The sequence below is a fragment of the Clostridium sp. OS1-26 genome, assembly GCF_030915445.1.
In the GTDB taxonomy this organism is placed as follows: Bacteria; Bacillota; Clostridia; order Clostridiales; family Clostridiaceae; genus Clostridium_AM.
Genome location: NZ_CP133264.1, coordinates 5,797,969 through 5,823,128, shown reverse-complemented (window position 1 = coordinate 5,823,128; position 25,160 = coordinate 5,797,969). Strand labels below are relative to the sequence as shown.

General features: G+C 32.3%; 23 protein-coding genes and 2 pseudogenes. 24 read left to right on the top strand and 1 reads right to left on the bottom strand.

Features of this window, described 5'->3' with window-relative positions:
• The first annotated feature begins 1 nt into the window (after nt 1).
• The 22 genes and pseudogenes from der (at nt 2) to RCG18_RS28530 (ending at nt 21,519) form a co-directional block, all read left to right on the top strand.
• Nucleotides 2-1,318, top strand: coding sequence for a ribosome biogenesis GTPase Der (der, locus tag RCG18_RS28635; RefSeq protein WP_308039364.1), 1,317 nt, complete (start codon nt 2-4; stop codon nt 1,316-1,318).
• Nucleotides 1,319-1,320: 2 nt separating this feature from the next.
• Nucleotides 1,321-2,319 (top strand): NAD(P)H-dependent glycerol-3-phosphate dehydrogenase, encoded by a 999-nt coding sequence (locus tag RCG18_RS28630; RefSeq protein ID WP_308039363.1) that lies wholly within the window; start codon nt 1,321-1,323, stop codon nt 2,317-2,319.
• Between the two features lie 136 nt (nt 2,320-2,455).
• Nucleotides 2,456-3,934, top strand: coding sequence for a stage IV sporulation protein A (spoIVA, locus tag RCG18_RS28625; protein WP_308039362.1), 1,479 nt, complete (start codon nt 2,456-2,458; stop codon nt 3,932-3,934).
• A gap of 387 nt (nt 3,935-4,321) precedes the next feature.
• A complete protein-coding gene (locus RCG18_RS28620) occupies nt 4,322-5,311 on the top strand; it encodes an asparaginase (protein WP_308039361.1) in 990 nt (329 codons plus the stop codon).
• Nucleotides 5,312-5,498: 187 nt separating this feature from the next.
• On the top strand, nt 5,499-6,377 hold the full coding sequence (locus RCG18_RS28615) for a YicC/YloC family endoribonuclease (protein WP_308039359.1): 879 nt from the start codon (nt 5,499-5,501) through the stop codon (nt 6,375-6,377).
• 17 nt (nt 6,378-6,394) lie between these two features.
• Nucleotides 6,395-6,667 carry an extracellular matrix/biofilm regulator RemA gene (remA, locus tag RCG18_RS28610; RefSeq protein ID WP_178908399.1) on the top strand — a complete coding sequence of 91 codons (273 nt, stop codon included), beginning with the start codon at nt 6,395-6,397 and terminating at the stop codon, nt 6,665-6,667.
• On the top strand, nt 6,667-7,290 hold the full coding sequence (gene gmk, locus RCG18_RS28605) for a guanylate kinase (protein ID WP_308039358.1): 624 nt from the start codon (nt 6,667-6,669) through the stop codon (nt 7,288-7,290). Before remA ends, gmk begins: the two co-directional genes overlap by 1 nt.
• On the top strand, nt 7,271-7,489 hold the full coding sequence (gene rpoZ, locus RCG18_RS28600) for a DNA-directed RNA polymerase subunit omega (RefSeq protein ID WP_308039357.1): 219 nt from the start codon (nt 7,271-7,273) through the stop codon (nt 7,487-7,489). Before gmk ends, rpoZ begins: the two co-directional genes overlap by 20 nt.
• Nucleotides 7,489-8,679 (top strand): bifunctional phosphopantothenoylcysteine decarboxylase/phosphopantothenate--cysteine ligase CoaBC, encoded by a 1,191-nt coding sequence (coaBC, locus tag RCG18_RS28595; RefSeq protein WP_308039356.1) that lies wholly within the window; start codon nt 7,489-7,491, stop codon nt 8,677-8,679. Before rpoZ ends, coaBC begins: the two co-directional genes overlap by 1 nt.
• A 101-nt stretch (nt 8,680-8,780) precedes the next feature.
• A pseudogene (gene priA / locus RCG18_RS28590) lies at nt 8,781-10,981 on the top strand (primosomal protein N').
• 17 nt (nt 10,982-10,998) lie between these two features.
• Entirely contained in the window at nt 10,999-11,454 is a 456-nt protein-coding gene (gene def / locus RCG18_RS28585) for a peptide deformylase (RefSeq protein WP_308039355.1), read from the top strand.
• A gap of 3 nt (nt 11,455-11,457) precedes the next feature.
• On the top strand, nt 11,458-12,387 hold the full coding sequence (gene fmt, locus RCG18_RS28580; protein ID WP_308039354.1) for a methionyl-tRNA formyltransferase: 930 nt from the start codon (nt 11,458-11,460) through the stop codon (nt 12,385-12,387).
• A 31-nt stretch (nt 12,388-12,418) separates the two neighbouring features.
• Nucleotides 12,419-13,095 (top strand): annotated as a pseudogene (locus RCG18_RS28575) (zinc metallopeptidase).
• 29 nt (nt 13,096-13,124) lie between these two features.
• Nucleotides 13,125-14,453, top strand: coding sequence for a 16S rRNA (cytosine(967)-C(5))-methyltransferase RsmB (rsmB, locus tag RCG18_RS28570; protein ID WP_308039353.1), 1,329 nt, complete (start codon nt 13,125-13,127; stop codon nt 14,451-14,453).
• A gap of 9 nt (nt 14,454-14,462) precedes the next feature.
• Nucleotides 14,463-15,509: a 23S rRNA (adenine(2503)-C(2))-methyltransferase RlmN gene (gene rlmN, locus RCG18_RS28565; protein ID WP_308039352.1), complete on the top strand. Its 1,047-nt coding sequence runs from the start codon at nt 14,463-14,465 to the stop codon at nt 15,507-15,509.
• Between the two features lie 3 nt (nt 15,510-15,512).
• Nucleotides 15,513-16,256, top strand: coding sequence for a Stp1/IreP family PP2C-type Ser/Thr phosphatase (locus RCG18_RS28560; RefSeq protein WP_308039351.1), 744 nt, complete (start codon nt 15,513-15,515; stop codon nt 16,254-16,256).
• Nucleotides 16,231-18,132 (top strand): Stk1 family PASTA domain-containing Ser/Thr kinase, encoded by a 1,902-nt coding sequence (gene pknB / locus RCG18_RS28555; RefSeq protein ID WP_308039350.1) that lies wholly within the window; start codon nt 16,231-16,233, stop codon nt 18,130-18,132. Before RCG18_RS28560 ends, pknB begins: the two co-directional genes overlap by 26 nt.
• Nucleotides 18,133-18,255: 123 nt before the next feature.
• Complete coding sequence (gene rsgA / locus RCG18_RS28550; protein WP_308039349.1) at nt 18,256-19,125, top strand: ribosome small subunit-dependent GTPase A; 870 nt, start codon at nt 18,256-18,258, stop codon at nt 19,123-19,125.
• Nucleotides 19,119-19,769, top strand: coding sequence for a ribulose-phosphate 3-epimerase (rpe, locus tag RCG18_RS28545; RefSeq protein WP_308039347.1), 651 nt, complete (start codon nt 19,119-19,121; stop codon nt 19,767-19,769). Before rsgA ends, rpe begins: the two co-directional genes overlap by 7 nt.
• Nucleotide 19,770: 1 nt before the next feature.
• Nucleotides 19,771-20,409, top strand: a complete 639-nt coding sequence (locus tag RCG18_RS28540; RefSeq protein WP_308039346.1) for a thiamine diphosphokinase — start codon at nt 19,771-19,773, stop codon at nt 20,407-20,409.
• 187 nt (nt 20,410-20,596) lie between these two features.
• Nucleotides 20,597-20,764, top strand: a complete 168-nt coding sequence (locus RCG18_RS28535) for a hypothetical protein (protein ID WP_308039345.1) — start codon at nt 20,597-20,599, stop codon at nt 20,762-20,764.
• Between the two features lie 197 nt (nt 20,765-20,961).
• Nucleotides 20,962-21,519, top strand: a complete 558-nt coding sequence (locus RCG18_RS28530) for an N-acetylmuramoyl-L-alanine amidase (protein WP_308039344.1) — start codon at nt 20,962-20,964, stop codon at nt 21,517-21,519.
• A 1,135-nt stretch (nt 21,520-22,654) separates the two neighbouring features.
• Here the strand turns inward: RCG18_RS28530 and rpmB are convergent.
• The gene (gene rpmB, locus RCG18_RS28525; RefSeq protein WP_066619969.1) at nt 22,655-22,846 is read right to left on the bottom strand and encodes a 50S ribosomal protein L28; all 192 of its coding nucleotides are present in this window, start codon (nt 22,844-22,846) and stop codon (nt 22,655-22,657) included.
• A gap of 205 nt (nt 22,847-23,051) precedes the next feature.
• Here rpmB and RCG18_RS28520 point away from each other — a divergent pair, with 205 nt between their 5' ends.
• Nucleotides 23,052-23,402: an Asp23/Gls24 family envelope stress response protein gene (locus tag RCG18_RS28520; RefSeq protein ID WP_308039343.1), complete on the top strand. Its 351-nt coding sequence runs from the start codon at nt 23,052-23,054 to the stop codon at nt 23,400-23,402.
• Between the two features lie 16 nt (nt 23,403-23,418).
• On the top strand, nt 23,419-25,080 hold the full coding sequence (locus RCG18_RS28515; RefSeq protein ID WP_308039342.1) for a DAK2 domain-containing protein: 1,662 nt from the start codon (nt 23,419-23,421) through the stop codon (nt 25,078-25,080).
• Nucleotides 25,081-25,160: the final 80 nt, after the last annotated feature.

Genomic DNA, 25,160 nt, shown 5'->3' with positions numbered 1-25,160 from the left:
AATGGGAAAACCAATAGTAGCAATAGTAGGAAGGCCTAATGTAGGAAAATCTACATTATTTAATAAATTGGCAGGTCATAGAATATCTATAGTAGAAGATACTCCGGGGGTAACAAGGGATAGAGTATATGCTCAAGCAGAATGGCTTAGACATAGCTTTACAATTATCGATACTGGTGGTATAGAGCCAGAAAGTAGCGATATCATAATATCGCAAATGCGCAGGCAAGCACAAATAGCTATAGAAACTGCAGATGTAATAGTTTTTATAGTAGATGGTAAAGAAGGGCTTACAGCGGCAGATAGAGAAGTAGCACAGATGCTGAGAAAAAGTAAAAAGCCAATAGTTCTTGTTGTAAATAAAGTAGATAGTCTAAAAGAAGAAGATAATGCATATGAATTTTATAATCTTGGAATAGGAGAACCAATAACCATATCTGCATCACAAGGATTAGGGCTTGGTGATATGTTGGATAGAGTAGTTGAGAATTTTGATGAGGCTTCACTAGAAGAGGAAGAAGATGAATATGTAAGAATAGCTTTTGTAGGAAAGCCTAATGTTGGGAAATCCTCACTTATAAATAAACTTTTAGGAGAAGAAAGAGTTATTGTAAGTGATATCCCTGGTACTACTAGAGATGCTATTGATAGTTACCTAGAAACAGAAGAAGGAAAGTTTATACTTGTAGATACAGCTGGTCTTAGAAGAAAAAGCAAGGTTAAAGAAGAAATAGAAAGATATAGTGTTATAAGAACTTATACAGCTATTGAAAGAGCAGATGTATGTATTTTAATGCTTGATGCTACACAAGGCATAACTGAGCAGGATGAGAAAATTATCGGATATGCACATGAGATGAGTAAGGCTATAATGGTAATTGTGAACAAATGGGATCTTGTAGAAAAAGATACTAATACAATGAACGAATTTAAAAATATGATTAAAACAAATCTATCTTTTATGCCTTATGCAACATATTTATTTATATCTGCACTTACAGGTCAGAGAGTACATAAGGTGCTTGAAACTGTTAAAGAATGTTATGAAAGCTACACAAAAAGAATAAAAACAGGTGTGTTAAATGATGTAATAAGCAAAGCGGTAATGATGAAAGAACCACCGATTATGGGAACTAAAAGACTTAAAATTTATTATTTGACTCAGACTGGCGTAAAACCACCTACTTTTGTGTTCTTTGTAAATGATCAATCTTGTATTCATTTTTCTTATGAAAGATATTTAGAAAATCAATTAAGACAAAATTTTGAGTTTACAGGAACAGGTATAAAGTTGGAGTTTAGAGAAAGGAAGGAATAGTTATGGGTTCAGGAGTTACTTTTTTAGGCGGGGGGAGCTTTGGAACGGCATTGGCTGTGATGCTCGCTAAGAAAGGAATTCAGGTTAAAATTTGGGATAGAAAAAAAGAAGTGATAAACGATATTAACGTAAAAAGAGAAAATATAAAATATTTACACGGTACAGTAATTCCTTTTGGAGTAGAGGCTCTTGAAAATATGAGTGATGCCATTGCAGACAGCGATTACATTGTGCTGTCTGTTCCATCACATGCCATAAGGCAGGTGTGCAGACAGGCTAAGAATTTTATAACAAACAATCAGGTAATAGTAAACATAGCCAAAGGAATAGAAGAAGAAAGTGAAGAAAGACTTTCGCAAGTTATTAAGGAAGAATTGCCTAAAAACCCTATAGTTATACTGTCAGGTCCAAGTCATGCAGAAGAAGTTGCGCAGGATATACCAACTACTGTTGTAGTAACTTCAGAGAATATGGAATATGCGGAAAAAGTTCAGGATTTATTTATGACAAATAAATTCAGAATTTATGCTAACGAAGACATAACAGGAGTAGAAATAGGAGGGGCAGTTAAAAATATTATTGCTCTTGCTGCTGGAGTATCAGATGGTATTGGATATGGAGACAACACGAAGGCTGCTCTTATGACAAGAGGAATGAGTGAAATAATAAGAATAGGGACAAAACTCGGTGGCAAGAAAGAGACCTTTGCCGGACTTACTGGTATGGGAGACTTAATTGTTACTTGCACTAGTATGCATAGTAGAAATAGGAGAGCAGGAATATTAATTGGTAGAGGGGCCACCGCTATGGAGGCTACAGAAGAAATTGGAATGGTGGTAGAAGGTATAAAAGCTTGTAAAGCTTTTTATGAGTTAAAAGAAAAGCTGAAAGTTTCAATGCCTATTACTGATGCTTTGTATAAAGTATTATTTGAAGGTAAGGACCCCAAATATGAAGTACATGAGCTTATGACAAGAGATAAAAAATATGAAGTATACTAATGATAAAGAATCTTTGATTAGCCACTCTAAGAGTGCTAGCAAAGGTTCTTTTAATTTTTTATTTCATTTTAGTAATATTGTCTGTCAATATCAAATATATATATACTGTTAATATTAGATTACTGGGGGGAATATTTTGGAGAACTTTGATATATACAAAGATATTGCAGAAAGAACTCAAGGTGACATTTATGTTGGCGTGGTAGGTCCTGTAAGGACAGGTAAATCTACCTTTATAAAGAGATTTATGGAGTTAATGGTAATACCTAATATTGAAAATAACTATAAGAAACAAAGAGCAAAAGATGAGCTACCACAAAGTGCATCAGGGAAAACTATTCATACAACAGAGCCTAAATTTGTACCTAATGAAGCTATAGAAATAAGTCTGAATGAGAATACTAAGTTTAAGGTAAGAATGGTAGATTGTGTAGGTTACATTGTTAAAGATGCATTAGGTTATATGGAAGGTGAAAATGCTAAAATGGTAACTACACCTTGGTATGACTATGAAATACCTTTTGAAGAAGCGGCAGAAATTGGGACAAAGAAGGTTATAAATGAACATTCAACAATAGGTTTAGTAGTAACTACAGATGGTTCAATTACTGACATAGGTAGAGATGAATACGTGGAGGCCGAAGAAAGAGTTGTAAATGAGTTAAAAGCAATAAATAAGCCTTTTATAATAGTGTTAAACTCTGGACAGCCTCATAATCCAGAAACTATGGACCTAAAAAGAGAACTTGAGGAAAAATATGATGTTCCTGTTCAAACGATGGACGTACTTAATATGAAAGAGGATGATATAACTAATGTGTTCCAAAGAGTACTTAAAGAATTCCCTATAAAAGAAATAAATATTGATATGCCTGAGTGGATAGAAAAATTAGAAGCGGCACACTGGCTAAAGATAGACTTTATAGATTTAGTAAAAGATATGTGTAAAAACATATTTAAAGTTAGAGATATAGGTAAATCATTAGAAGGATTTGCTGATGTTGAATTTTTAGGAATATCTAATATTAAGGAAATTAATATGGGAGAAGGGACTGCAAGGATAAATTTAAGACCAAAAGAAGATATGTTCTATAGAATATTAAGTGAAGTTTGTGGAAGTGAACTAGGTGGAGAAAGCGATTTACTTGAGGCAGTTAAACAAATGCATAGGGCAAAGGTTGAATACGATAAAGTAGCAGAAGCTTTAAGGGATGTAAGAGAAACTGGATACGGTTTAGTAGCACCTCAGCTTACTGAAATGAAGCTAGAAGAGCCTGAAATAGTGAAGCAAGGAAATAGAACAGGTATAAAATTAAAAGCTAGTGCTCCTTCTCTTCATTTTATAAGGGCAGATATAGAGACAGAAGTTTCACCTATAATGGGAACGGAAAGAGAAAGTGAAGAGATGGTTAAGTCTCTATTAGAACAGTTTGAAAACGACCCTTCTAAGATATGGCAGAGTAACATGTTTGGTAAGTCTTTGGAAATACTTGTTAAAGAAGGGTTGCAAAATAAGTTATACAAGATGCCTGAGGATGTACAGGTAAAAATACAGAGAACTCTTCAAAAGATAATCAACGAAGGTAATGGAGGATTAATCTGTATTATATTATAATTTAGATATAATCTATAAAGCCTGTGAACTTTAAAGTTCATAGGCTTTATAGATGTTAGTTCATTATGTTTGAAACCCTATATAAGGTAACAATATGACCAAAATGCATACTATATAATATCCATTTTATTAAAAAATTTTTATGTATTTTCTATTTATAAGAAAATTAATATTGCAGAATTAATATTATATCAATTAATCGAGTAAATCTAAACAAAATTGATAAATTATAATAAAAATCATGAAAAATGATCACCATTAGATTATAATAGAAAGGTAAGAGATTTTAAGGAGGTTAAAGTCCTAAATGGACTTTAACGAGTAGTTTGCGAGCGGAAGCGAGTAGATTAAACTACTCAGTGTTCCGACTAAAAGGAGGAATTTTTCATGAAAAGAGTTGCTATAGTTTTTAATGGTGGGACGATATCAATGAAGGTAGATCCGAGAGTTCAAGCAGCAGTACCAAGCCTTAGTGGGGAAGAGATAGTTGCTATGGTAACAGGTATTGAAAAATATGCATATATAGAGTCATATAATTTTTCTAATGTACCAAGTCCATTTGTAACTCCTAATGATATGATGAAATTATCAAAATATGTAAAGGATTTATTAGATAGAGAAGATATAGATGGTGTAGTAGTAACCCATGGTACAGATTCATTAGAGGAAACTGCGTATCTTCTAGATTTAACAATACAAAATGATAAACCAGTTGTAGTTACAGGTGCTATGAGAAGTAGTTCAGAGCTTGGATATGATGGTCCAGCAAATCTATCAGCATCAATATGTACTGCGATTTCAGAAGAAGCTCGAGGAAAAGGAGTCTTAGTATGTATGAATGGAGAGCTGAATTCAGCCTCAGAGGTAACAAAGGCTAATTCTATGAGTTTGAGCGCTTTTAAAAGCCCAGGTTTTGGACCTTTAGGAATAGTGGATAACAATCAGGTTATTTTTTATAGAGATAATTTAACAAGACATCACATAGATACTGATATAGCTGAAACTAATGTCAGTCTTATAAAGTGTGTTTCAGGAATGGACTCAAGATTTATAGATTTTTGCATTGATCAGGAAGATAAAGGTATTGTAATTGAAGGAATGGGAAGAGGTAATATACCACCTAAGATGGTAGATGGAATTAAAAGGGCTTTGAATAAAGGAATAATGGTGGTATTAGTTTCAAGATGTTTTGAAGGAAGAGTTTTAGACACTTATGGATATACTGGTGGAGGAAAAGAATTAAGAAATCTTGGAGTAATATTTGGAGATAATCTTCCAGGCCAAAAGGCTAGAATTAAGTTAATGCTTGCTTTAGGAATGACAAGCAATAAGAAAGAGATTAAAGAAATTTTTGAAAAGGGATTGTATAATATATAAGTATATATGGTAAACATTTTGTGATATAATCTTTTTTAATAAATAGGGGAGTTAAACTACATACTTTGCTAAATTTGATAATAATATATATGAAATTTGATGAAATGTAAATTTGTCTTGCAATTATTATAAATATTTATGTATAATTAGTATGAATTAGCAAGGAAAGACGGAAGGATGAAATATAATGATAAAAAGTATGACCGGCTTTGGAAGGGGAAGTGTGGAACAAGATGGGCGAAGCTTTATAGTAGAAATAAAAAGCGTAAATCATAGATATTGTGATTTAAATATAAAAATGCCTAAAAGCTTTCTATCCTTTGAAGATAAAATTAGAAAAACAGTTTTAGAGAAAATAAGCAGAGGAAAAGTTGATGTTTTTATTACTCAAAACAAACAGGAAAAGATTGGTGTAAAAGCAGTTCTTGATGAAAATTTAGCTGACAGTTATGTTGAGTGCTTAAAAAAAATAAAAGATAAGTATGATATAAAGGAAGGACTATCTATATCTCTTATTGCTAAATTCCCAGATGTAGTAATATTAAAGCAGGAAGAAGAAGATATGGAAAGTATATGGGAAACTCTTTCTAATCCTCTTAAAGAAGCTATAGGTTTATTAGTAGAAATGAGAGAAAAAGAAGGGTTGAAACTTAAAAAAGATATACTATCAAAGTGTGACTATATTAAACAATCTTTGGATAAAATAGAGAAAAGGTCTCCCTTTGTAGTATCTGAATATAAGGAAAAACTTAATGGGAGACTAAAGGAATTGCTTCAAGATTATCAAGTGGATGAAAACAGAATAGCTATGGAAGTTGCTATATTTGGTGATAAGGCATGTATTGATGAAGAAATTGTTAGACTAAATAGTCATTTAGTACAACTAAGAGAGACTTTTAATTTAGATGAACCTATAGGAAGAAAACTTGATTTTATATTACAAGAAATGAACAGAGAAACCAACACTATTGGTTCAAAGGCAAATGATTTAGAAATAACTAACTCTGTTTTAAATATAAAAAATGAGATAGAAAAAATTAGAGAACAAATTCAAAACATTGAATAACAATTAGGAGGAAATGTATGAGTATAAAATTAATAAACATAGGCTTTGGGAATATTGTGTCAGCAAATAGACTAGTTGCTATAGTTAGTCCAGAATCTGCTCCAATTAAAAGAATAATTCAAGAAGCTAGAGATAGAGGAATGCTTATAGATGCTACTTATGGAAGAAGAACAAGAGCTGTAATAATTACAGATAGTGATCATGTTATACTTTCAGCAGTACAGCCAGAAACAGTGGCACACAGATTATCCTCTAAAGAAGAAGAAGAAGCTAATGAGGTTGATGAATAATGAAAGGACTTTTAATTGTAATATCCGGCCCTTCTGGCGCTGGTAAGGGCACCATTTGTAAGGCTTTACTGAAAGAAAATGATTTTTGGATTTCAGTTTCAGCTACTACAAGACAGCCTAGAACGGGAGAAGTAGATGGTGCCAATTATTACTTTTTGACTAAAGAGGAATTTAAGAAAAGAATAGATTTTGATGATTTTTTAGAATATGCTGAGGTTTATGGTAATTATTATGGAACACCAAAGTCAAATGCTTTAGAAGCCATTGAAAATGGTAGAGACGTAATATTAGAAATAGATATTCAAGGAGCTTTAAAAGTAAAAGAAAACTATCCGGAAGGGGTATTTATATTTATACTTCCGCCTTCAATGGAAGAACTTAAGAACAGAATAATAAATAGGGGATCTGAAACACCTGAATCTCTTATGACTAGATTTAAATCTGCATATAAAGAAATAAATTACGTTTCTAAATACAATTATGCCGTTGTTAACGATACTGTTGAAGAGGCAGTAAAAAAAATACATAGCATAATTGTTGCTGAAAGATGCAGAGTTGATAGAGTTAAAGACAAAATATTAGATTCAAAGGAGGGAATTATTCATGAACAACTCTATGATTAATCCATCAATAGTAGATTTACTAAAAAAAGTTGACAATAGATATACATTAGTTACTATGACAGCTAAAAGAGCAAGACAGTTAATTCAAGGTGAGGAACCTTTAGTAAGAACTAATTCAACAAAACCTGTTACTATATCAATTAATGAAATAAACCAAGAAGCAATAACATACGAGACTATTAGAGAAGGCATAAAATAATGGCTCAAGATAAAAAAACAGTAGTTATAGGGGTAACAGGTGGCATTGCTGTATATAAGGCATTAGATGTAATAAGTAAATTAAAAAAGAAAAATTACGAAATACATGTAATAATGACCAATTCAGCTGCAAAGTTTGTAAATCCATTAAGTTTTCAGACTTTAAGTCAAAACATCGTAAACTATGATATGTTTTGCGAGCCAAGAGCATGGGAAATTCAGCACATATCTCTTGCAAAGAAAGCTGACTTGATTGCAGTAATTCCTGCTACAGCAAATATTATAGGTAAGGTTGCGAATGGCATAGCAGATGATCTTTTATCAACTACCATTATGGCAACTAAAGCACCTGTAATTTTTGCTGCTGCAATGAATACAAATATGTATAGCAACCCTATTGTACAGGACAACATAAGCAAACTTCAAAGCTATGGTTATAAGTTTATTAAACCTACTAGTGGAAGATTAGCTTGTGGAGATGAAGGTGAAGGTAAGCTAGCTGATACTGAGGTAATAGCAGAATGTATTGATAGCATGCTTTACGATAAAAAGGATTTAGTAGGCAAGAAAGTATTAGTAACTGCAGGACCAACTATAGCAAGTATTGATCCTGTCAGATACATAACCAATAGATCTTCAGGAAAAATGGGATATGCTATAGCAGAAGAAGCTAGGGACAGAGGTGCAGAGGTAACTTTAATATCAGGGGCAACATCTCTTAAAGCTCCTTTTGGAGTTAAATTAATTAATATAAAAACTAATGCAGAGATGCTTGATAATGTATTGGAAAATTTTAATGATCAAGATATCATAGTTAAAGCTGCTGCAGTCGCTGATTATAAACCTAAGCAGTATTCTGATAAAAAGATAAAGAAAGCTGCAGACGAATTTGAGCTGACCCTAATGAAAGATAGTGATATACTTAAAAAGTTAGGAGAATTAAAGAAGCATCAAGTACTTGTAGGATTTGCAGCTGAAAGTAATGATTTATTGCAAAATGCTGAAAAAAAGCTAAAAAATAAAAATCTTGATTACATTGTAGCAAATGATATCACAGCCTCAGACACGGGGTTTGCTTCAGACGACAATAAGGTAACAATACTTAACCGTGATGGAAAAATTATTTCTTTAGAAAAAATGTCTAAAAGACAGGTAGCAAGGAAATTATTTGATTTAATAAATGAAAAGTAATTTTGAAAGAGGGGCTGAAGCTTGCGATTTTTCGTAAGAAAATGCCTCTCTTATTTAGTGTATTATCAAAAAAGAAACTTAACAATAAAAAGGGTGATTAAGTGTATAGGTATGCAGGAATCATAGTTAACAATACTTCTATACAAGTAGATAAGGTTTTTACATATAGAATACCAGAAGATTTAATTGATAAATTAAGTATAGGACACAGAGTAAAGGTGCCCTTTGGAATGGGAAATAAAAAAATAGATGGATTTATAGTTGGATTGTATGAGGATTGTGGCAGCAAAGGAAATATGAAAGAAATTCAATATCTATGTGAAGAGTTCCCACTGTTTACTGAGAAAGATTTAATCATTATAAATGAGATGAGAGAAAAATATCTTTGTACTTACCTTGAATGTATAAAGGTTTTTATACCAACAGGTATCTTTAAAGGAATGAAGAATAAGAGTGAAACATTAGTATACTTAGGCAAAGCATTAGAAGAAAAATATGAAAAAGAGCCATACATAGGAATATATAAAATTGTTGAACAGAATAGCGGCGTGTACACAAAAACTTCATTAAGTAAAGAATATAATCTATCACTATCCTCAATAAACACTATGTTGAAATACGGATTTCTTACAAGTCAGGAGCAAATAGTTAATAGATATAACACAAGGAAATATGATGTATATTCAAAAAAGTGTTAAATGAAGAGCAGCAAAAAGCTGTAGATGAAATACTAAAATCTGACAGGAAAACATATCTTATACATGGGGTAACTGGTAGTGGAAAAACAGAAATTTATATGCATTTAGTAAGTGAAATGATTAAAGAAGATAAAGAATCTATTATTTTGGTGCCTGAAATTGCACTGACACCTCAAATGGTAGAAAGATTTAAAGGGCGATTTGGAGGAAACATAAGTGTATTTCACAGCAAGCTATCCGATGGCGAGAGATATGATGAGTGGCTTCGCGTAAAAATGGGGAAAGTAAAGGTAGCAATAGGAGCTAGATCTGCTATCTTTCTTCCATTTAAAAATTTAGGTCTTATTGTAATAGATGAAGAGCATGAAGGAAGTTATAAATCCGATAGTAATCCAAAGTATAATGCTAGGGAAATAGGCGAGCTTAAATGCAGTATAGACAATTGTAAATTAGTTTTGGGTTCTGCTACGCCATCTATTGAAACTTATTATAAATGTGAGAAAGATAAATTTAAATTAATATCTATAAAAAATAGAGCTGATGGAGCTATTATGCCAGAAGTTGAAATTATAGATATGAGAGAAGAGCTATTAAGCAATAATAAATCTATTTTTAGCATAAGTTTGCATAAGGCTATTGAGGATAGATTAACTAAAAAAGAGCAAATAATTCTATTTTTAAATAGAAGAGGGCATTCAACTTTTGTTTCCTGTAGAAAATGCGGTTTTGTGTTTAAATGCAACAATTGTGACATATCTCTTACCTATCATAGCGAAGGAAGAAAATTAGTATGTCATTACTGTGGAAGTAAGCACTATATACCTAATACCTGCCCAAAATGTGGAAGTAAGTATGTAAAATATTTCGGTGTAGGAACTGAAAAAATAGAGCAGGAAATAAATAAGATATTTCCGAGTGCTAAAACTTTAAGAATGGACTTTGATACAACGAGAGGTAAGAATTCCTATGAAGAAATATACGAAACATTTAAAAATGGTGAGGCAGATATACTAATTGGTACACAAATGGTGGCAAAAGGTCTTGATTTTAAGAATGTAACTTTGGTTGGGGTAATTGCTGCAGACTTATCATTAAATCTTCCAGATTTTCGTTCCACTGAAAGAACCTTTCAGCTTATAACTCAAGTATCAGGAAGAGCAGGTAGAGGAGAAAAAGCTGGTAAGGTTATAGTTCAGACCTATAATCCTGAGAATTATAGTGTTAAATATGCCTGCAGCAGTGATTATGACAATTTCTATAAGGAAGAAATAGATATAAGATATACTATGGATTATCCACCTTTTTCAGATTTACTGCTTATTAATATGAGTAGCAAAAATGAAAATATCTTAATAAAAAGTATACAAAATGTTGGTATTTATTTAAAAAATATGTTAGAAAAAAATGATACAATTAAAATGCTAGGACCATGTCCCTGTCAAATTTCAAAAATAAAAGAGCTTTATAGGTGGCAAATTATATTTAAGGGTAAAATAACAAGAGGATTTGGAGAAAATGTAAGGAAAATAGTTTATGATTTATTAAAAGATGTTTATAATGATATAAGGGTAAGCATTGACGTAAATCCAAGTAATTTATTATAGATTATGGAGGGAAATAGATGGGTTTAAGAAACATAAGAAAATATGGTGATGAAATACTTAGAAAGAAAAGCAGAAAAGTAGAAGCTATAAATGATAGAATTTTAACTTTAATTAAAGATATGGAAGAAACAATGTATGAAGCTCAAGGGGTAGGACTTGCAGCACCTCAGGTTGGAATATTAAAGAGAATTATAGTGGTGGATGTAGGTGAGGGAATAATAAAACTTATAAATCCTGAAATTATATTTAAAGAAGGAAGTCAGCTAGATGTTGAGGGATGCTTGAGTGTTCCTGGTGAGCAAGGAGAGGTAGAGAGGCCTAATAAAGTAGTGGTAAAAGCTTTAGATGAAAAGGGGCAAGAGATTATAGTAGAGGGAGAAGGACTACTTGCTAGAGCGTTATGTCATGAAATCGATCATCTAGACGGTATATTATTCGTTGATAAAACCATAGATAGTGAAGGGAGAGAATAGTATATGAATATAGTTTTTATGGGTACTCCAGATTTTGCAGTACCTTCTTTAAAAAGCCTTATAGAAGAGTTTGGTGTAAAAGCAGTTTTTACTCAACCAGATAGACCAAAAGGAAGGGGAAATAAGTTAGCTATCTCACCTGTTAAGGAGGTGGCATTGGAGAATAATATACCTGTGTTTCAACCTGAAAAGTTGAAGAATGATACTGATGCTTTGCAAAAATTAAAGGATATGGAACCAGATTTTATTGTAGTTGTAGCTTATGGACAGATACTTACAAAGGAAGTGTTAGATATACCAAAGCATGGATGTATTAATCTTCATGGGTCACTTCTACCAAAATACAGAGGGGCAGCACCAATACATTGGGCTATAATAAATGGAGAAAAAGAAAGCGGAAATACAACTATGTTTATGGATGTAGGATTAGACACTGGAGATATGCTTCTGAAAAGCAAAGTTGAAATAACTGATGATATGACTGAGGGAGAACTTCATGACATTATGATGGAAGACGGAGGCGAACTACTTGTAAGAACTCTAAAAGGGCTAATTGATGGAAGTATAACTAGAGAAAAACAAGGAGAAACACCTACAAAATATGCAAGTATGCTGGACAAAAACATGTCAAAAATTGATTGGAATTTAAGTAGCCATGAGATAAAAAACCTGATAAGAGGTTTAAATCCTTGGCCTATTGCATATACTCAGTATGATAAGCAAAATATGAAAATTTTTAAAGCTATGATATTGAATGAAGAGTTTAAACACGAGCCAGGATACGTTATTGATGTTTCGAAAGATGGGATAAAGGTAGCTTGTGGAAAGGGTACATTGTTAATTCAAGAAGTACAATTTCCAGGTGGAAAGAGTATGAAGGTAGGAGAATATATAAAGGGTCATGAATTAAAGAATGGCATTATACTTAAGTAGTTAAAATTAGGTAGAGGATGGAGGAGTAATTATGTATTTTGATAGCAGCTTTATTATATTAATCCCTGCATTAATTATAGCGGCCTATGCTCAATTTAAGGTTTCGTCTACTTTCGAAAAGTATTCAAGACATGGAAGTCGCAATGGATATAGCGGGGCTCAAGTTGCAAGAATTCTTTTAGATAGCAATGAATTATATAATGTTCCTGTAGAAGTGATTCCAGGTAAGCTTACAGATCACTATGACCCTACAAAAGAGTCATGAGATTATCACAAGAAGTTTTTTATGGCAATTCTGTAGCAGCTATAGGTGTTGCTGCACACGAAACAGGCCATGCAATTCAACACAGTAAGAATTATGCACCTTTAATAATAAGAAATTCTATAGTGCCCGTAGCAAACTTTGGCTCTAGTATTTCATGGATATTATTTGCTGCAGGTTTGATTTTTGGATTAAAAGGATTGGTGAATATAGGAATACTTCTATTTTCCGCGGTAGTGATTTTCCAAATTATAACGCTGCCAGTGGAGTTTAATGCATCAAGTAGAGCACTTAAGATTTTAGATGCGAAAGGAATATTGTACTCAGAGGAACTTTCAATGGCTAAATCAGTATTAAGTGCTGCGGCAATGACATATGTGGCTGCTGCATTAACAGCTATAGCAAATCTGTTGAGATTAATAGTTATTAGTAGAAGAAATGATTAAATAGATTAATTTGAAGTAGAGGTAAAATAATGGATAACGCTAGAAGAACAGCAGTAAAGGTATTAGGTGAAGTGCTGCAAAAAGGTGCATTTTCTAATATTGTATTAGGCAGAGAATTAAATAAATCAAACTTAAATGATAAAGATAGAGCATTAGCTACGGAGATAGTATATGGGACATTAAAGTATAAGTATACTATTGATGTCATATTGAATTATTATATAAAAAGTGGCTTAGAAAAGATGGATGGAGATATTCTAAACATTCTCAGAATATCTATTTACCAGATGGTATATTTAGACAAAATCCCTGAATTTGCTGTAGTTAATGAAGCGGTAGAACTAGCGAAAAGAAACTCAATTAAAGGTTCTAGGCTTGTTAACGGTGTGTTAAGAAATTACTTGAGGAATAAGGATATAAACTATTGTAATGAAAAAAACAATACAGAACAACTAAGTTTTAAATATTCATTTCCAAAATGGATAGTAAATTTATTTATAAGTCAGTATGGCACAGAAGATGCAGAAAGAATACTAAATGGTTTGAATATGATTCCTGCAATCACAGTAAGGGTTAACAATTTAAAAACAGAGTATGAAGATGCATGGAAGTTATTAGAAGATAATGGGTATGATATTGAAGAAGGGAAGATATGCCCAGAAGCTATCATGATAACTAAAGGAAGAAATGTGGAGGATAATCCATTGTTCAAAAATGGATTAATAACTGTTCAAGATGAGAGTGCAATGTTAGTTGCACCTTCTATGGATGTAGAAGAGGGTATGACTGTTTTAGATTTATGTAGTGCACCGGGAGGTAAAACATGTCATATTGCTGAGATTATGAATAATACTGGAGATGTATTTGCGTTTGATATCCATTTGAGTAAATTGCCGATGATTGAAGAAAATGCCAAGCGACTTGGAATAAAGAACATTAAATGTAATGTTCTAGATGCCACAAAATATGATATAACATATGAAGAGAAAGCAGATAGAGTGCTTATAGATGTTCCTTGCTCAGGTCTTGGGATAATAAGGAAAAAACCTGAAATTAAGTGGAATAAGAATACGAGCGCAATGAAAGAACTTATTGAAATTCAAAGACAGATTATGACAAATGCTTGTAAGTATGTCAAACCAGGAGGAAAGCTTATTTATTCTACTTGTACTTTAAATAAAGAAGAAAATGAAGAAAATATAAGATGGTTTATTAAAAAACATAGTGAATTTAGTTTGGAACCTCTTTACTATGGAGAGTCGGATAATATTATTTATCATAAAGAAGGATACATGACTATCCTGCCTGATAAGCATATGGATGGATTTTTCATTGCCAAAATGATAAAACGTAGGTAGGTGTAATAGATGTATAGTATTCTTGATTTTAATCTTGAAAAATTAAAACAATGGATGAAAGAAAATAAAGAGAGTGAATTTAGAGCTAAACAGATATTTGACTGGATATATAAAAATATATGGGATTTTGACCAAATGACAAACATTCCTAAAAATACTAGAGAAAAATTAAAGAATTCCTTTTATATAGAAATACCTGAAGCAGTTCATATGTATAAATCAAAGCTTGATGATACTTTTAAATTTCTTTATAAATATAAAGATGGGAATATAATTGAGTCGGTAGTAATGAAGTATAAACATGGTAATTCTATATGTGTTTCTACTCAAATAGGCTGCAGAATGGGATGTAAATTCTGTGCTTCAACATTAGAAGGTATAGTTAGAAATCTAAGCAGTGGTGAGATTTTAGCACAAGTGTTAAAGTCTCAGGAGCAAATAGGCGAGAGAATATCGAATATAGTACTTATGGGAAGTGGAGAACCATTAGATAACTATGATAATGTAATGGAATTCTTGGATTCTGTAAATGCTGAATATGGGCTAAATATAGGACAGAGGCATATAACTCTCTCAACCTGTGGGATAGTACCTAAAATCTTAGAGTTGGCAGATAAAAATATGCAAATTACTCTGGCTATATCTCTTCACGCACCAAATGATGAATTGAGAAAGACGATGATGCCTATAGCGCATAAGTATTCTATTGATGAAGTAGTAAAAGCTTGTAAATATTACATTAGTAAAACTAACAGAAGAATAACTTTTGAATATGCTCTTGTTAACGGAGTTAATGATACTAGAGAATGCGGAGCTCAACTGATTCAGCTTTTAAAAGGAATATTATGCCATGTGAACTTAATACCTGTCAATGAGGTAAAAGAAAGAGAATTTAAAAAATCTTCTTCAAGTAACGTAAAAGATTTTTATGAAATGTTATCAGGCCATGGAATAGAAACTACTATTAGAAGAGAAATGGGATCTGATATTAATGCTGCCTGTGGGCAACTAAGAAGAAGTTATCTTGAATCTAAAAATGATTTAAAAGGGGTGTAGAAAATGGTGGGGATGCTATCCGACATAGGTAACGTTAGAAAGATAAATGAAGATTCAGTAGGATATTACAAAGATGAGAATTTTGGTATTTACATTGTTGCTGATGGAATGGGCGGCCATAATGCAGGAGAGGTTGCGAGCAAGATAGCTGTGGATGCTACTATATCTTACATAAAATCTTTAAGTAATCTAGATGATATGAAAAGTATTCTAATAGAAAGTATAAAGATGGCAAATAAACAAATTTTTGAGCTGTCAAAAAGTAATGATGGTTTAGTTGGAATGGGGACAACTATAACGGCTTGTTTAGTAAAAGGTAAGGAAATGGTTGTAGCTAATGTTGGAGACAGCTGTTGTTATATAATGAAGTATAATGGCATAACTAAAGTAACAAAAGACCATTCATTAGTTCAGCAATTAGTTGATGAAGGAAGTATTACTGAAGAGGAAGCCGTAAGCCATCCTAATAAAAATATAATAACAAGAGCATTAGGTACAAATATATCTGTGGAAATAGATACCTTTAATATAGATTTAACAGATGTGTTGAAGGTAATTTTGTGTAGCGACGGTTTATCTAATGGAGTTAATAATAGTGAAATGTATGATATAATATTGAATAATAATAATCAAGATGCTTGTATGCAGTTAATTGAACTTAGTAAGCTGAAAGGTGGAAGAGATAATATATCAGTTATCGTATTTGAAGGAGAGTGTGAAGATGATAGGAACCATGCTAGGGAATAGATATGAGTTGTTGGAAAAAGTCGGAGAAGGCGGAATGGCTATAGTTTACAAAGCAAAATGCCACTTGTTAAACCGCTTCGTTGCTGTAAAAGTTTTGAAAGATGAATATTCTAGCGATAAAGATTTTGTTGAAAAATTTAAAAGAGAAGCTACTGCTGTTGCAAGCCTTTCAGATAACAATATTGTAAATATTTATGATGTCGGTACTCAAGAAGATATCAATTATATAGTAATGGAATATGTTAAAGGCAAGACTCTAAAGGAGATAATATGTGAGGAGGGTAAATTAAATACACCTAGAGCTATTAATATTGCCTCTCAGATAGCAAAGGCTCTTGATTGTGCTCATAGAAATAATATAGTACATAGAGATATAAAGCCTCATAATATTCTCGTTACTGAGGAGGGTGTAGTTAAGGTAACGGATTTTGGTATTGCAAAAGCATCTAATTCAGTTACAATAACTAATTCTAGTAAAGTAATGGGATCAGCTCATTATTTTTCACCTGAGCAGGCAAGAGGAAGTTATGTAGACTGTAGAACAGATATATATTCTCTTGGAATAGTAATTTATGAAATGGTTACAGGAAGAGTGCCTTATGATGCAGAAAGTCCGGTATCTGTTGCTTTAAAGCATATACAGGAACCTGTAGTACCGCCAAAGCAATTGAATGAAAAAATACCAGAAAGTTTAAATAAGCTTATTTTAAAGTGTGTGGAAAAGGAACCGATAAGAAGATATCAAAATATGAAAGATATGCTTGGCGATTTAAAGAAAATAGAAAATAATCAAAGTCTTAATATTGCCACCAAGGCCTTAGATAACGATATGACAAGAGTGATGGATCCCATAGTAGTAAATGATACTTATAAAAATAATGATGAATATGATGATGAGCCAGTGCAACGTAGAAATGTAATTGGAGCTAAAAAAAGAAGAACACTAATAGGAATTGCTGTTGCGATACTTGTAATAGTTATAGGAGCTGTATCAGGATACTTTGCATTTAGTAAAATGACAGGTGTATCTGCTCAAGAAACTACAGTGCCTAATATAGTTGGAAAGAGCCAAGACGATGCTAAAAAACTCGTAGAAGAAAGCAAGCTAAAATTTATAATTAGTGCTAAAGAAAAAAGTGATAGACCAGAAGGAACTGTACTTAGGGTTTATCCTACGGAAGGTACAAAAGTAAAAGCAAATTCCGAAGTTAGAGTTAGCGTAAGTGGCGGACAGGATAAGTTAGGAGTGCCAAGTGTAGTAAATCTGGATTTAGCGGCAGCTAAGGATATTATAATCAATAGTGGATTAAAATTAGGTAAAGTAAGCTCTCAACATAGTAATAGTGTTTCTAAGAATTCAGTTATAAGTCAAGATCCAGAAGCAGATTCCAATGCAAGCTCTGATACTAGCATAAATTTAGTGGTAAGTAGCGGACCTGAAATTAAATATGTTAACGTGCCTAATGTAGTGGGAAAAACAGTAGATGATGCAGCAGCTTTGATAACTAATTCCGGCCTTAAGGTTTCAAAGAGTCCAGTAAAAACTAATGATAAATCTCAAGATGGTAAGGTAATAAGCCAAAGCGTACCATCAGAACAACAAGTTAAAGAAGGTGCAACTGTCAACATAACTTATTATGAATATAAAGAAGCAGAACCAAATCAGCCTGGTGCTGGAACTGACCAGGGTGGGGGTTCAACGCCTGGAGGAAATCAGCCAGGTGGAGGCTCAACGCCTGGAGGAAATCAGCCAGGTGGAGGCTCAACACCTGGAGGAAGTCAGCCAGGTGGAGGCTCAACTAGTGGAGGAACTAATCAAGGCGGCCAAAATAATACAGGTACAAATACATCCGGCAGTGGGAAACAAAATCCATAATAAAATATGGTTCTACGGAGAAGTTTATTTACATTGGATTTAAATTGAAAGTAAAGAGTGAAAGAAAATCAATAAAGATTATTAATTCTTCACTCTTTACTAAAATTAATAATAGGAGGATTTATGCAAGGAACTATAGTAAAAGGAATAGGTGGATTTTATTATATAAAGGTAAATGAAGGAGTAGTTGAATGTAAAGCAAGAGGTAAGTTTAGACATAATGAACTTACTCCTATGGTTGGAGATAAGGTAGAAATTACTATTAAAGACGGAAAAGGCGTTATAGATAAAATTTATCCTAGAGATAACGAACTGATCAGACCAGCAGTAGCAAATGTCACCCAAGCTTTAGTTGTATTTGCTTTAAAAAACCCTGAAATAAATGAAGACTTACTAAATAAGTTTTTAATAAACTGTGAGTATAATAATTTAAAAGTAATAGTATGTTTTAACAAGTTAGATTTAATATCTGAAGAAGAGAGAAATGAAATCGTAGATATGATAAAAAGCGCAGGTTATGAAATCATTTTCTTAAAGGCAAAAGAGGGATATGGTATTCAAACAGTGAAAGAAAAGCTAAAAGATAATGTAACGGTATTATGTGGACCCTCTGGTGTAGGTAAATCAACTATTTTAAATACAATAGCAGGAAGAGAGCTTATGGAAACAGGAGAAATAAGTGAAAAGCTTCGCAGAGGTAAACATACAACAAGACATAGTGAACTTATAGATATAGGTGAAGGCTTTATTGTAGATACTCCTGGATTTTCTTCTTTAGATTTAGATTTTTTATCGAAGGAAAAAGTGCAAGATTGTTTTCCGGAATTTACCGATTATATAGGTTGTTGTAAGTTTACAGGATGTATTCATTTTAAGGAGCCAGGGTGTGCTGTAAAAGAAGCTGTTACTAATGGTATGGTAAATAACAAAAGATATGAATTTTACATAAAAACACTAGAGGAAATAATGAGCAGGAGGAATAAGCAATGGTAAAGATAGCCCCTTCAATATTATCAGCAGATTTTTCTAAATTAGGAGAAGATATTAAAAGTCTAGAAAAGTACGGTGCGGATTTCATTCATATAGATGTAATGGATGGAATGTTTGTACCCAATATATCCTTTGGAGTACCTATAATGAAAAGTGTAAGAAAAATCACAAATCTCACTTTTGATGTACATTTGATGATTGAAGAGCCAGCAAGATATATAGAGGATTTTGTAAAAGCCGGTGCAGATATTATTACAGTACATTATGAAGCTGATAGACATATAGATAGAACTATAAATTATATAAAAAGCTTTGGTATTAAGGCAGCGGTGGCTTTAAATCCTGCTACCCCCGTAGAAAGCATAAAACATTTAATCCCTATTTTGGATATGGTGTTAATAATGTCTGTAAATCCAGGGTTTGGTGGACAGAAATACATAAATTATTGCTCAGAAAAAATTAGGGAAGTTAAAGAATTGAGCAATAAGTATAACAAGAATCTTATGATTCAAGTAGATGGAGGAGTAGGAAAAGACAATATAAAAGAAGTTGTAGACTGTGGGGCAAATGTAGTTGTTGCCGGTTCAGCAGTATTTAAAGATGGAAAAATAGAAGAGAACATACAGGATTTAAAAGGGGAATTTTAAAATGAAAGCAGTCTTGATGTCTGGAGGTACTCCTCCATCTTATGAGCTAATAAATAAAGAACTAAAGGATAGTGATTACTTAATCTGTGCTGATAGTGGGGGTAACTTTTTATATAAACATCAAATAGTACCTAATTATCTTATGGGAGATTTTGATTCTATAGATAAAGATGCCTTAAACTTTTTTTTAAAACATAAGGATTGTAAGGTAGAAGAAGTTCCAAAAGACAAAGACTTTACGGATACAGAATTTATTTTTAGCAAAGCTATAAAATTAGGAGTAACGGAAATTGTATTTCTAGGATGTACAGGTACAAGAATAGATCATATGATGGGTAATATAGGAATACTCAAGAAGTGTTTAGAGCAAAATGTTAAAGCATATATAAAGGATGAACATAATACAATTGCTATATCAAATAAGTCAACAAAAATAAAAGGAGAAAGAGGATCTGATTTTTCTCTTCAGGCATATTGTGAGTGTGTAGAAAATCTAAATATAAGAGGTGCAAAATATAAACTTGTAGATTATAACCTAGGACTAGGAGATTCTCGTACAATTTCTAATCAATTTCTAGATAATGAAGTTGAAATTTCTTTTGAAAAAGGAACTATTCTTATATTTTATAGTAAAGATTAGTAAAATAAATATATACCAATATTATAATAAGAGTAGCTGATAATAACTATCAGCTGCTTTTATTAATTTCTTTCAGATGCTTTAAAAATATTTAATAGATCCTAACATTAAAAAATCACTAAAATTATGTAACAATAAAGAGAGTCAATGCATATAATATTATAGAGCAATTTTAAGGGATAATAATATGTCAAAAAAATGTTATAAAAAGAAAAGAAAAAAAATAGGGTTAGCGATAGCATCAATTGGGGTTGGAATAGTAATAACTTTTATTATCCCAGTATGGGGATGGATAATAGCTGTAGGTGGGGCATTAATTTATTGTGGATGGTACTTGATGGAGAATAATAAGTAGGAGGTATATCTTATGAAAATAATTACTATTAAACTTCCAGGATTTTTATCGGCCATTATAAAATTTTTTAAAAGAAAGAAATAGTTATTAATTTACTCCTCTTGTCAATAGAAGAGGAGTTTTATTTTTTATGTGTAAAGTTCACTATTTTTCGTTATTTTCATATTATGATTATGAAAGTAAGGGAGAGTGATTAGATGAAAATTGCTTTAGACATAGGTCATAACTGTTATCCTGACACAGGTGCATCATATATAGGCGATGAAAATACTATGGTAGTTGATGTAGGAAAAAGAGTTGTATCCAAACTACAGTCATTTGGATATCAAGTGATTGTTGTTACACCTACTGATTGTTTAAGTGTATCTGATAGTCTATGGCAAAGAGTTAATAAGGCAAATAATTCAGGTGCAGATCTATATGTAAGCCTTCATGAAAATGCAGGTGGTGGACATGGGACTGAGATATGGATTGGAAGTGAAGGTGGAAGAAGTATCGCAGAGAATGTTCTTAAGGAAATTGTTTCTTTAGGATTTGTAAACAGAGGGGTAAAGGTTCAGGGAATTGACGGACATCATCTGTACGTTTTAAACAATACTGCCATGACTTCTTTACTTATAGAAGGGTGTTTTGTTGATTCGCAAGAAGATATGAATAGATTTAATCCTGAGTCTATGGCAACTGCAATAGTAAAGGGCATAATTGGAAAATATTCAAGTGTAATCAATACTAAAATGGATTTAGACAGAAAATAGGGAATAAAGGATATGCGCTTATATGTGTACAATGGAGAGTAGGGTCTGCTGTAGATGGAAAGAGACATTCAAATAATTTAGTATTAAAATCTTCTAGTGTGGGCAAGTTAATATTGAAAAGGGGTGACAACGATATGCCAACCAAAGGAGAAAAAAGAGAAAAAATGATAATAAAGGCCAAAATTCAAAAACAGCAAACCCTATTACAATGGATGTTGATCCTAATATGAAGAAGCCTGTGAGAGGCTTGCCAGAGGTTTAATTTAGTTTAAGATTATACAAGAAAGAGGCAGCCACCTAAATTATTGGGACTGCCTCTTTCTTATAGCAATTGTTTATTGAGGTCAGTCATCAATTCATACATAAATTACAATAATATTATATGAAGAACTTGAAAGAGTGTTTAAGTTAAGATTGTCTTGTTATAAACAGGATTCTTGGCTTCAGGTGGAGTTTTGTCTACGACCACTGGGCAATTCTGCCCGTTAAATGTCATTTAGGCATTTAACCTCCATCTGAAGCTTAGAATCCGTTATCCAGGGCCGTAGCGCCACTTATATCCCCAACTTTAAGAAAAGCAGAGAACCCAAATCTTTGATTTGGTGTGAATCGCTTTCACAGAGTGCAAGCAGAGAGCCCAAATGTTAAGCAGGCATCCAAAATCTATGATTTTGAGATGATCGCTTACACAGCGTGCTGATTTGGTGCGAATCGCTTTCACAGAGTGCGTTGGGATATAAGTGGCGGTAGACATCGGATAAAAATATAATTAAAGGATATAATGACTATTAGAAGAGAATAGGAAGCAATTATAAAGAAAAAAAGCCTAAAAACATAGTTTCAGGCTTAATAATTGTATCTATATGTATCTTAATTAATGTAACTTTCATCTTAAAATAATTAGATAAAAATATGTGCTCCTTTGAATTGCCTAAGTATTATAAGTTTAGATTCAATAAGTAAAGAATTTAGAGCATAACAAATTTAATAAAAATGTTATTACGATTACTATATTAAATTAAGGTTCAACTTTAGGATTGCAAAGGAGCTAAATATTGTAAAGTAATGTAATAAATTACAATATTAATGCAAGAAACAAAAATGCAATTGTTTAAACAACTGCATTTTTTATTCCCTATATTGCACGTTGAACCTTTCCTGAACGAAGGCATCTTGTACAAACATGTATAGTTTTTGGTGTTCCTTCAACTATAGCTTTAACTTTTCTTATGTTTGGAGCCCAAGTTCTTTTTGATTGACGGTGTGAGTGGCTGTATTGTACACCAAATACAACGCCTTTATTGCATATTTCGCACTTTCTTGACATTATAAACACCTCCTTAACAAATTGTGAAGAAATATATCTTCTCAATTCAAACATTAATTATTTTACCACAAAACATAGAATTTTTGCAAGTATATTATAAAATTAAATAGTAAAAATAACATTATAAATAATATATTTCCTTGAATAAATCTCTTATTTAATATAAAATATGTTATATGGTCTATGACAGGAGGAGGATTTTATTATGATAGGTAACATCACCAGTGAGAACGGAATTATAAGCTATTCAGAAGAAGTGGTTGCCAATATTGTAGGTGTTTCAACTATGGAGTGTTATGGTGTAGTTGGAATGGCATCTAGAAATGCTAAAGATGGACTATGGGAATTAATAAAGAGTGAAAACTTAAGCAAAGGTGTAAAAGTTCGTTCTAAAGAAGACGGATTATCTATAGAGCTATTTATTATGGTTCAATATTCAACTAAAATATCAGTTATTGCTAATAATATAATTCAAAAAGTAAAATATAATGTGGAGAATTATACAGGTCTTAAAGTTTCAAATATTACAGTGAATGTTCAAGGTGTTAGAGTCTAGGAGGTAGTTTTCAAATATGAAGTACTTAAATATAGATGGCCAGTGTTTTTACAATATGGTTGTCCATGCAAGCAATAAGCTGGAAATGCAAAAGGATTATGTAAATTCATTAAATGTTTTTCCTGTACCAGACGGAGATACGGGGACGAATATGTCTATGACATTTAGAAGTGCAGTGTCTGAAATTAAGAATATGAGAGATAAGTCTATAGAGGAAATAGCTAAAAAGCTAGCTAAAGGAGCTCTAATGGGAGCACGAGGTAACTCAGGCGTAATACTTTCACAAATATTTAGAGGAATTGCAAAAGGTCTAGAAGGAAAAAGTGAGGTTACTTCTGTAGAATTTGCAAATAGTTTGATGGAAGGTTCAAAATCAGCTTATAAGGCTGTTATGAGACCAACGGAAGGAACAATTCTTACTATCATAAGAGCAGCAGGAGAAAGTGCTGTCAAATCAAATAGTGAAGATGTAGAAACGCTTTTAAAAGAGGTATGCGAGTATAGCAGGCATATTTTAGATAAAACCCCTGAAATGCTCCCAGTGCTTAAAAAAGCAAAGGTTGTAGATGCAGGAGGAATGGGATTATTAATAATACTCGAAGGTATGTATGAAGTTTTAAAGGAAGATATGAAGAAAGTTGATATTACAGATACTAATGAATCTGTGGCTGGACCAGCTAGTAAAAATATAGTTGAGCAGGATATCAAGTTTGGTTATTGTACTGAATTTTTTATTCTTTCAAATAGCACAGCCGTAGATAGCTTTAAATCTGAATTAGAGACTATGGGAGATTCCATGGTAGTTGTGAAAGATGAAGATATTGTAAAAGTTCATATACATACCAATGATCCTGGAATGGTTCTTTCTAAAGCTATTAAGTTAGGTGAGCTCTCAAAAATTAAGATTGATAACATGAGGGAGCAGCATAGAAATGTACTAAATGTGGAAAATAAATCTTATAACGAAAAAGCAACTTCAAGTGAAAGTGAAGAAGCTCACGAATTAGAGAATACAGAATTAAAAAAATATGCATTTATATCAGTGGCTATGGGCGATGGAATAAAAAATATTTTTGAGGATTTAGGTGTTGACTTCGTAATTGAAGGAGGACAGACGATGAATCCAAGTACTCAAGATATACTTGAGTGTATAAATAAAATAAATGCAGAAAATATTTTTGTTCTTCCAAATAATAAAAATATAATTATGGCAGCAAATCAAGCAGCAGAGATAAGTGATAAAAATGTAAATGTTATTGCCACTAAAACAATACCTGAAGGTATAACAGCGGTTACGGTATTTAACCCTGATTTAAGTGTTGATGATAACATACAAGCTATGGAACAAGGCGTAGATATAGTAAAGACTGGTTCAGTAACTTACGCTGTAAGAGACACTGAGATGGATGGTAAAACTATAAAAGAAGGTAATATATTAGGTTTAGTTGAAGGAAAGATACAAGATGTAGGAGAAGATATCTTTGAAGTATGTGAAAATATAATTTCCTCAATGGTCGATGATGATAGCGAGTTAATTACAGTTTTCTATGGTCAGGATTGCGAAGAGGAAAAAGTAAAAGAATTCATAGAAAATATTCAAGAAAAATATGAAAATGCTGATGTACAATACTATAATGGACATCAGCCGCTATATTACTTTATAGTTTCTGTTGAATAAAAAAAGCCTTAAGGCTTTTTTTATTTGCCAAATTGTATGGTTTTGATGTATATTGATATGGATAATTAGTATAATAGTTG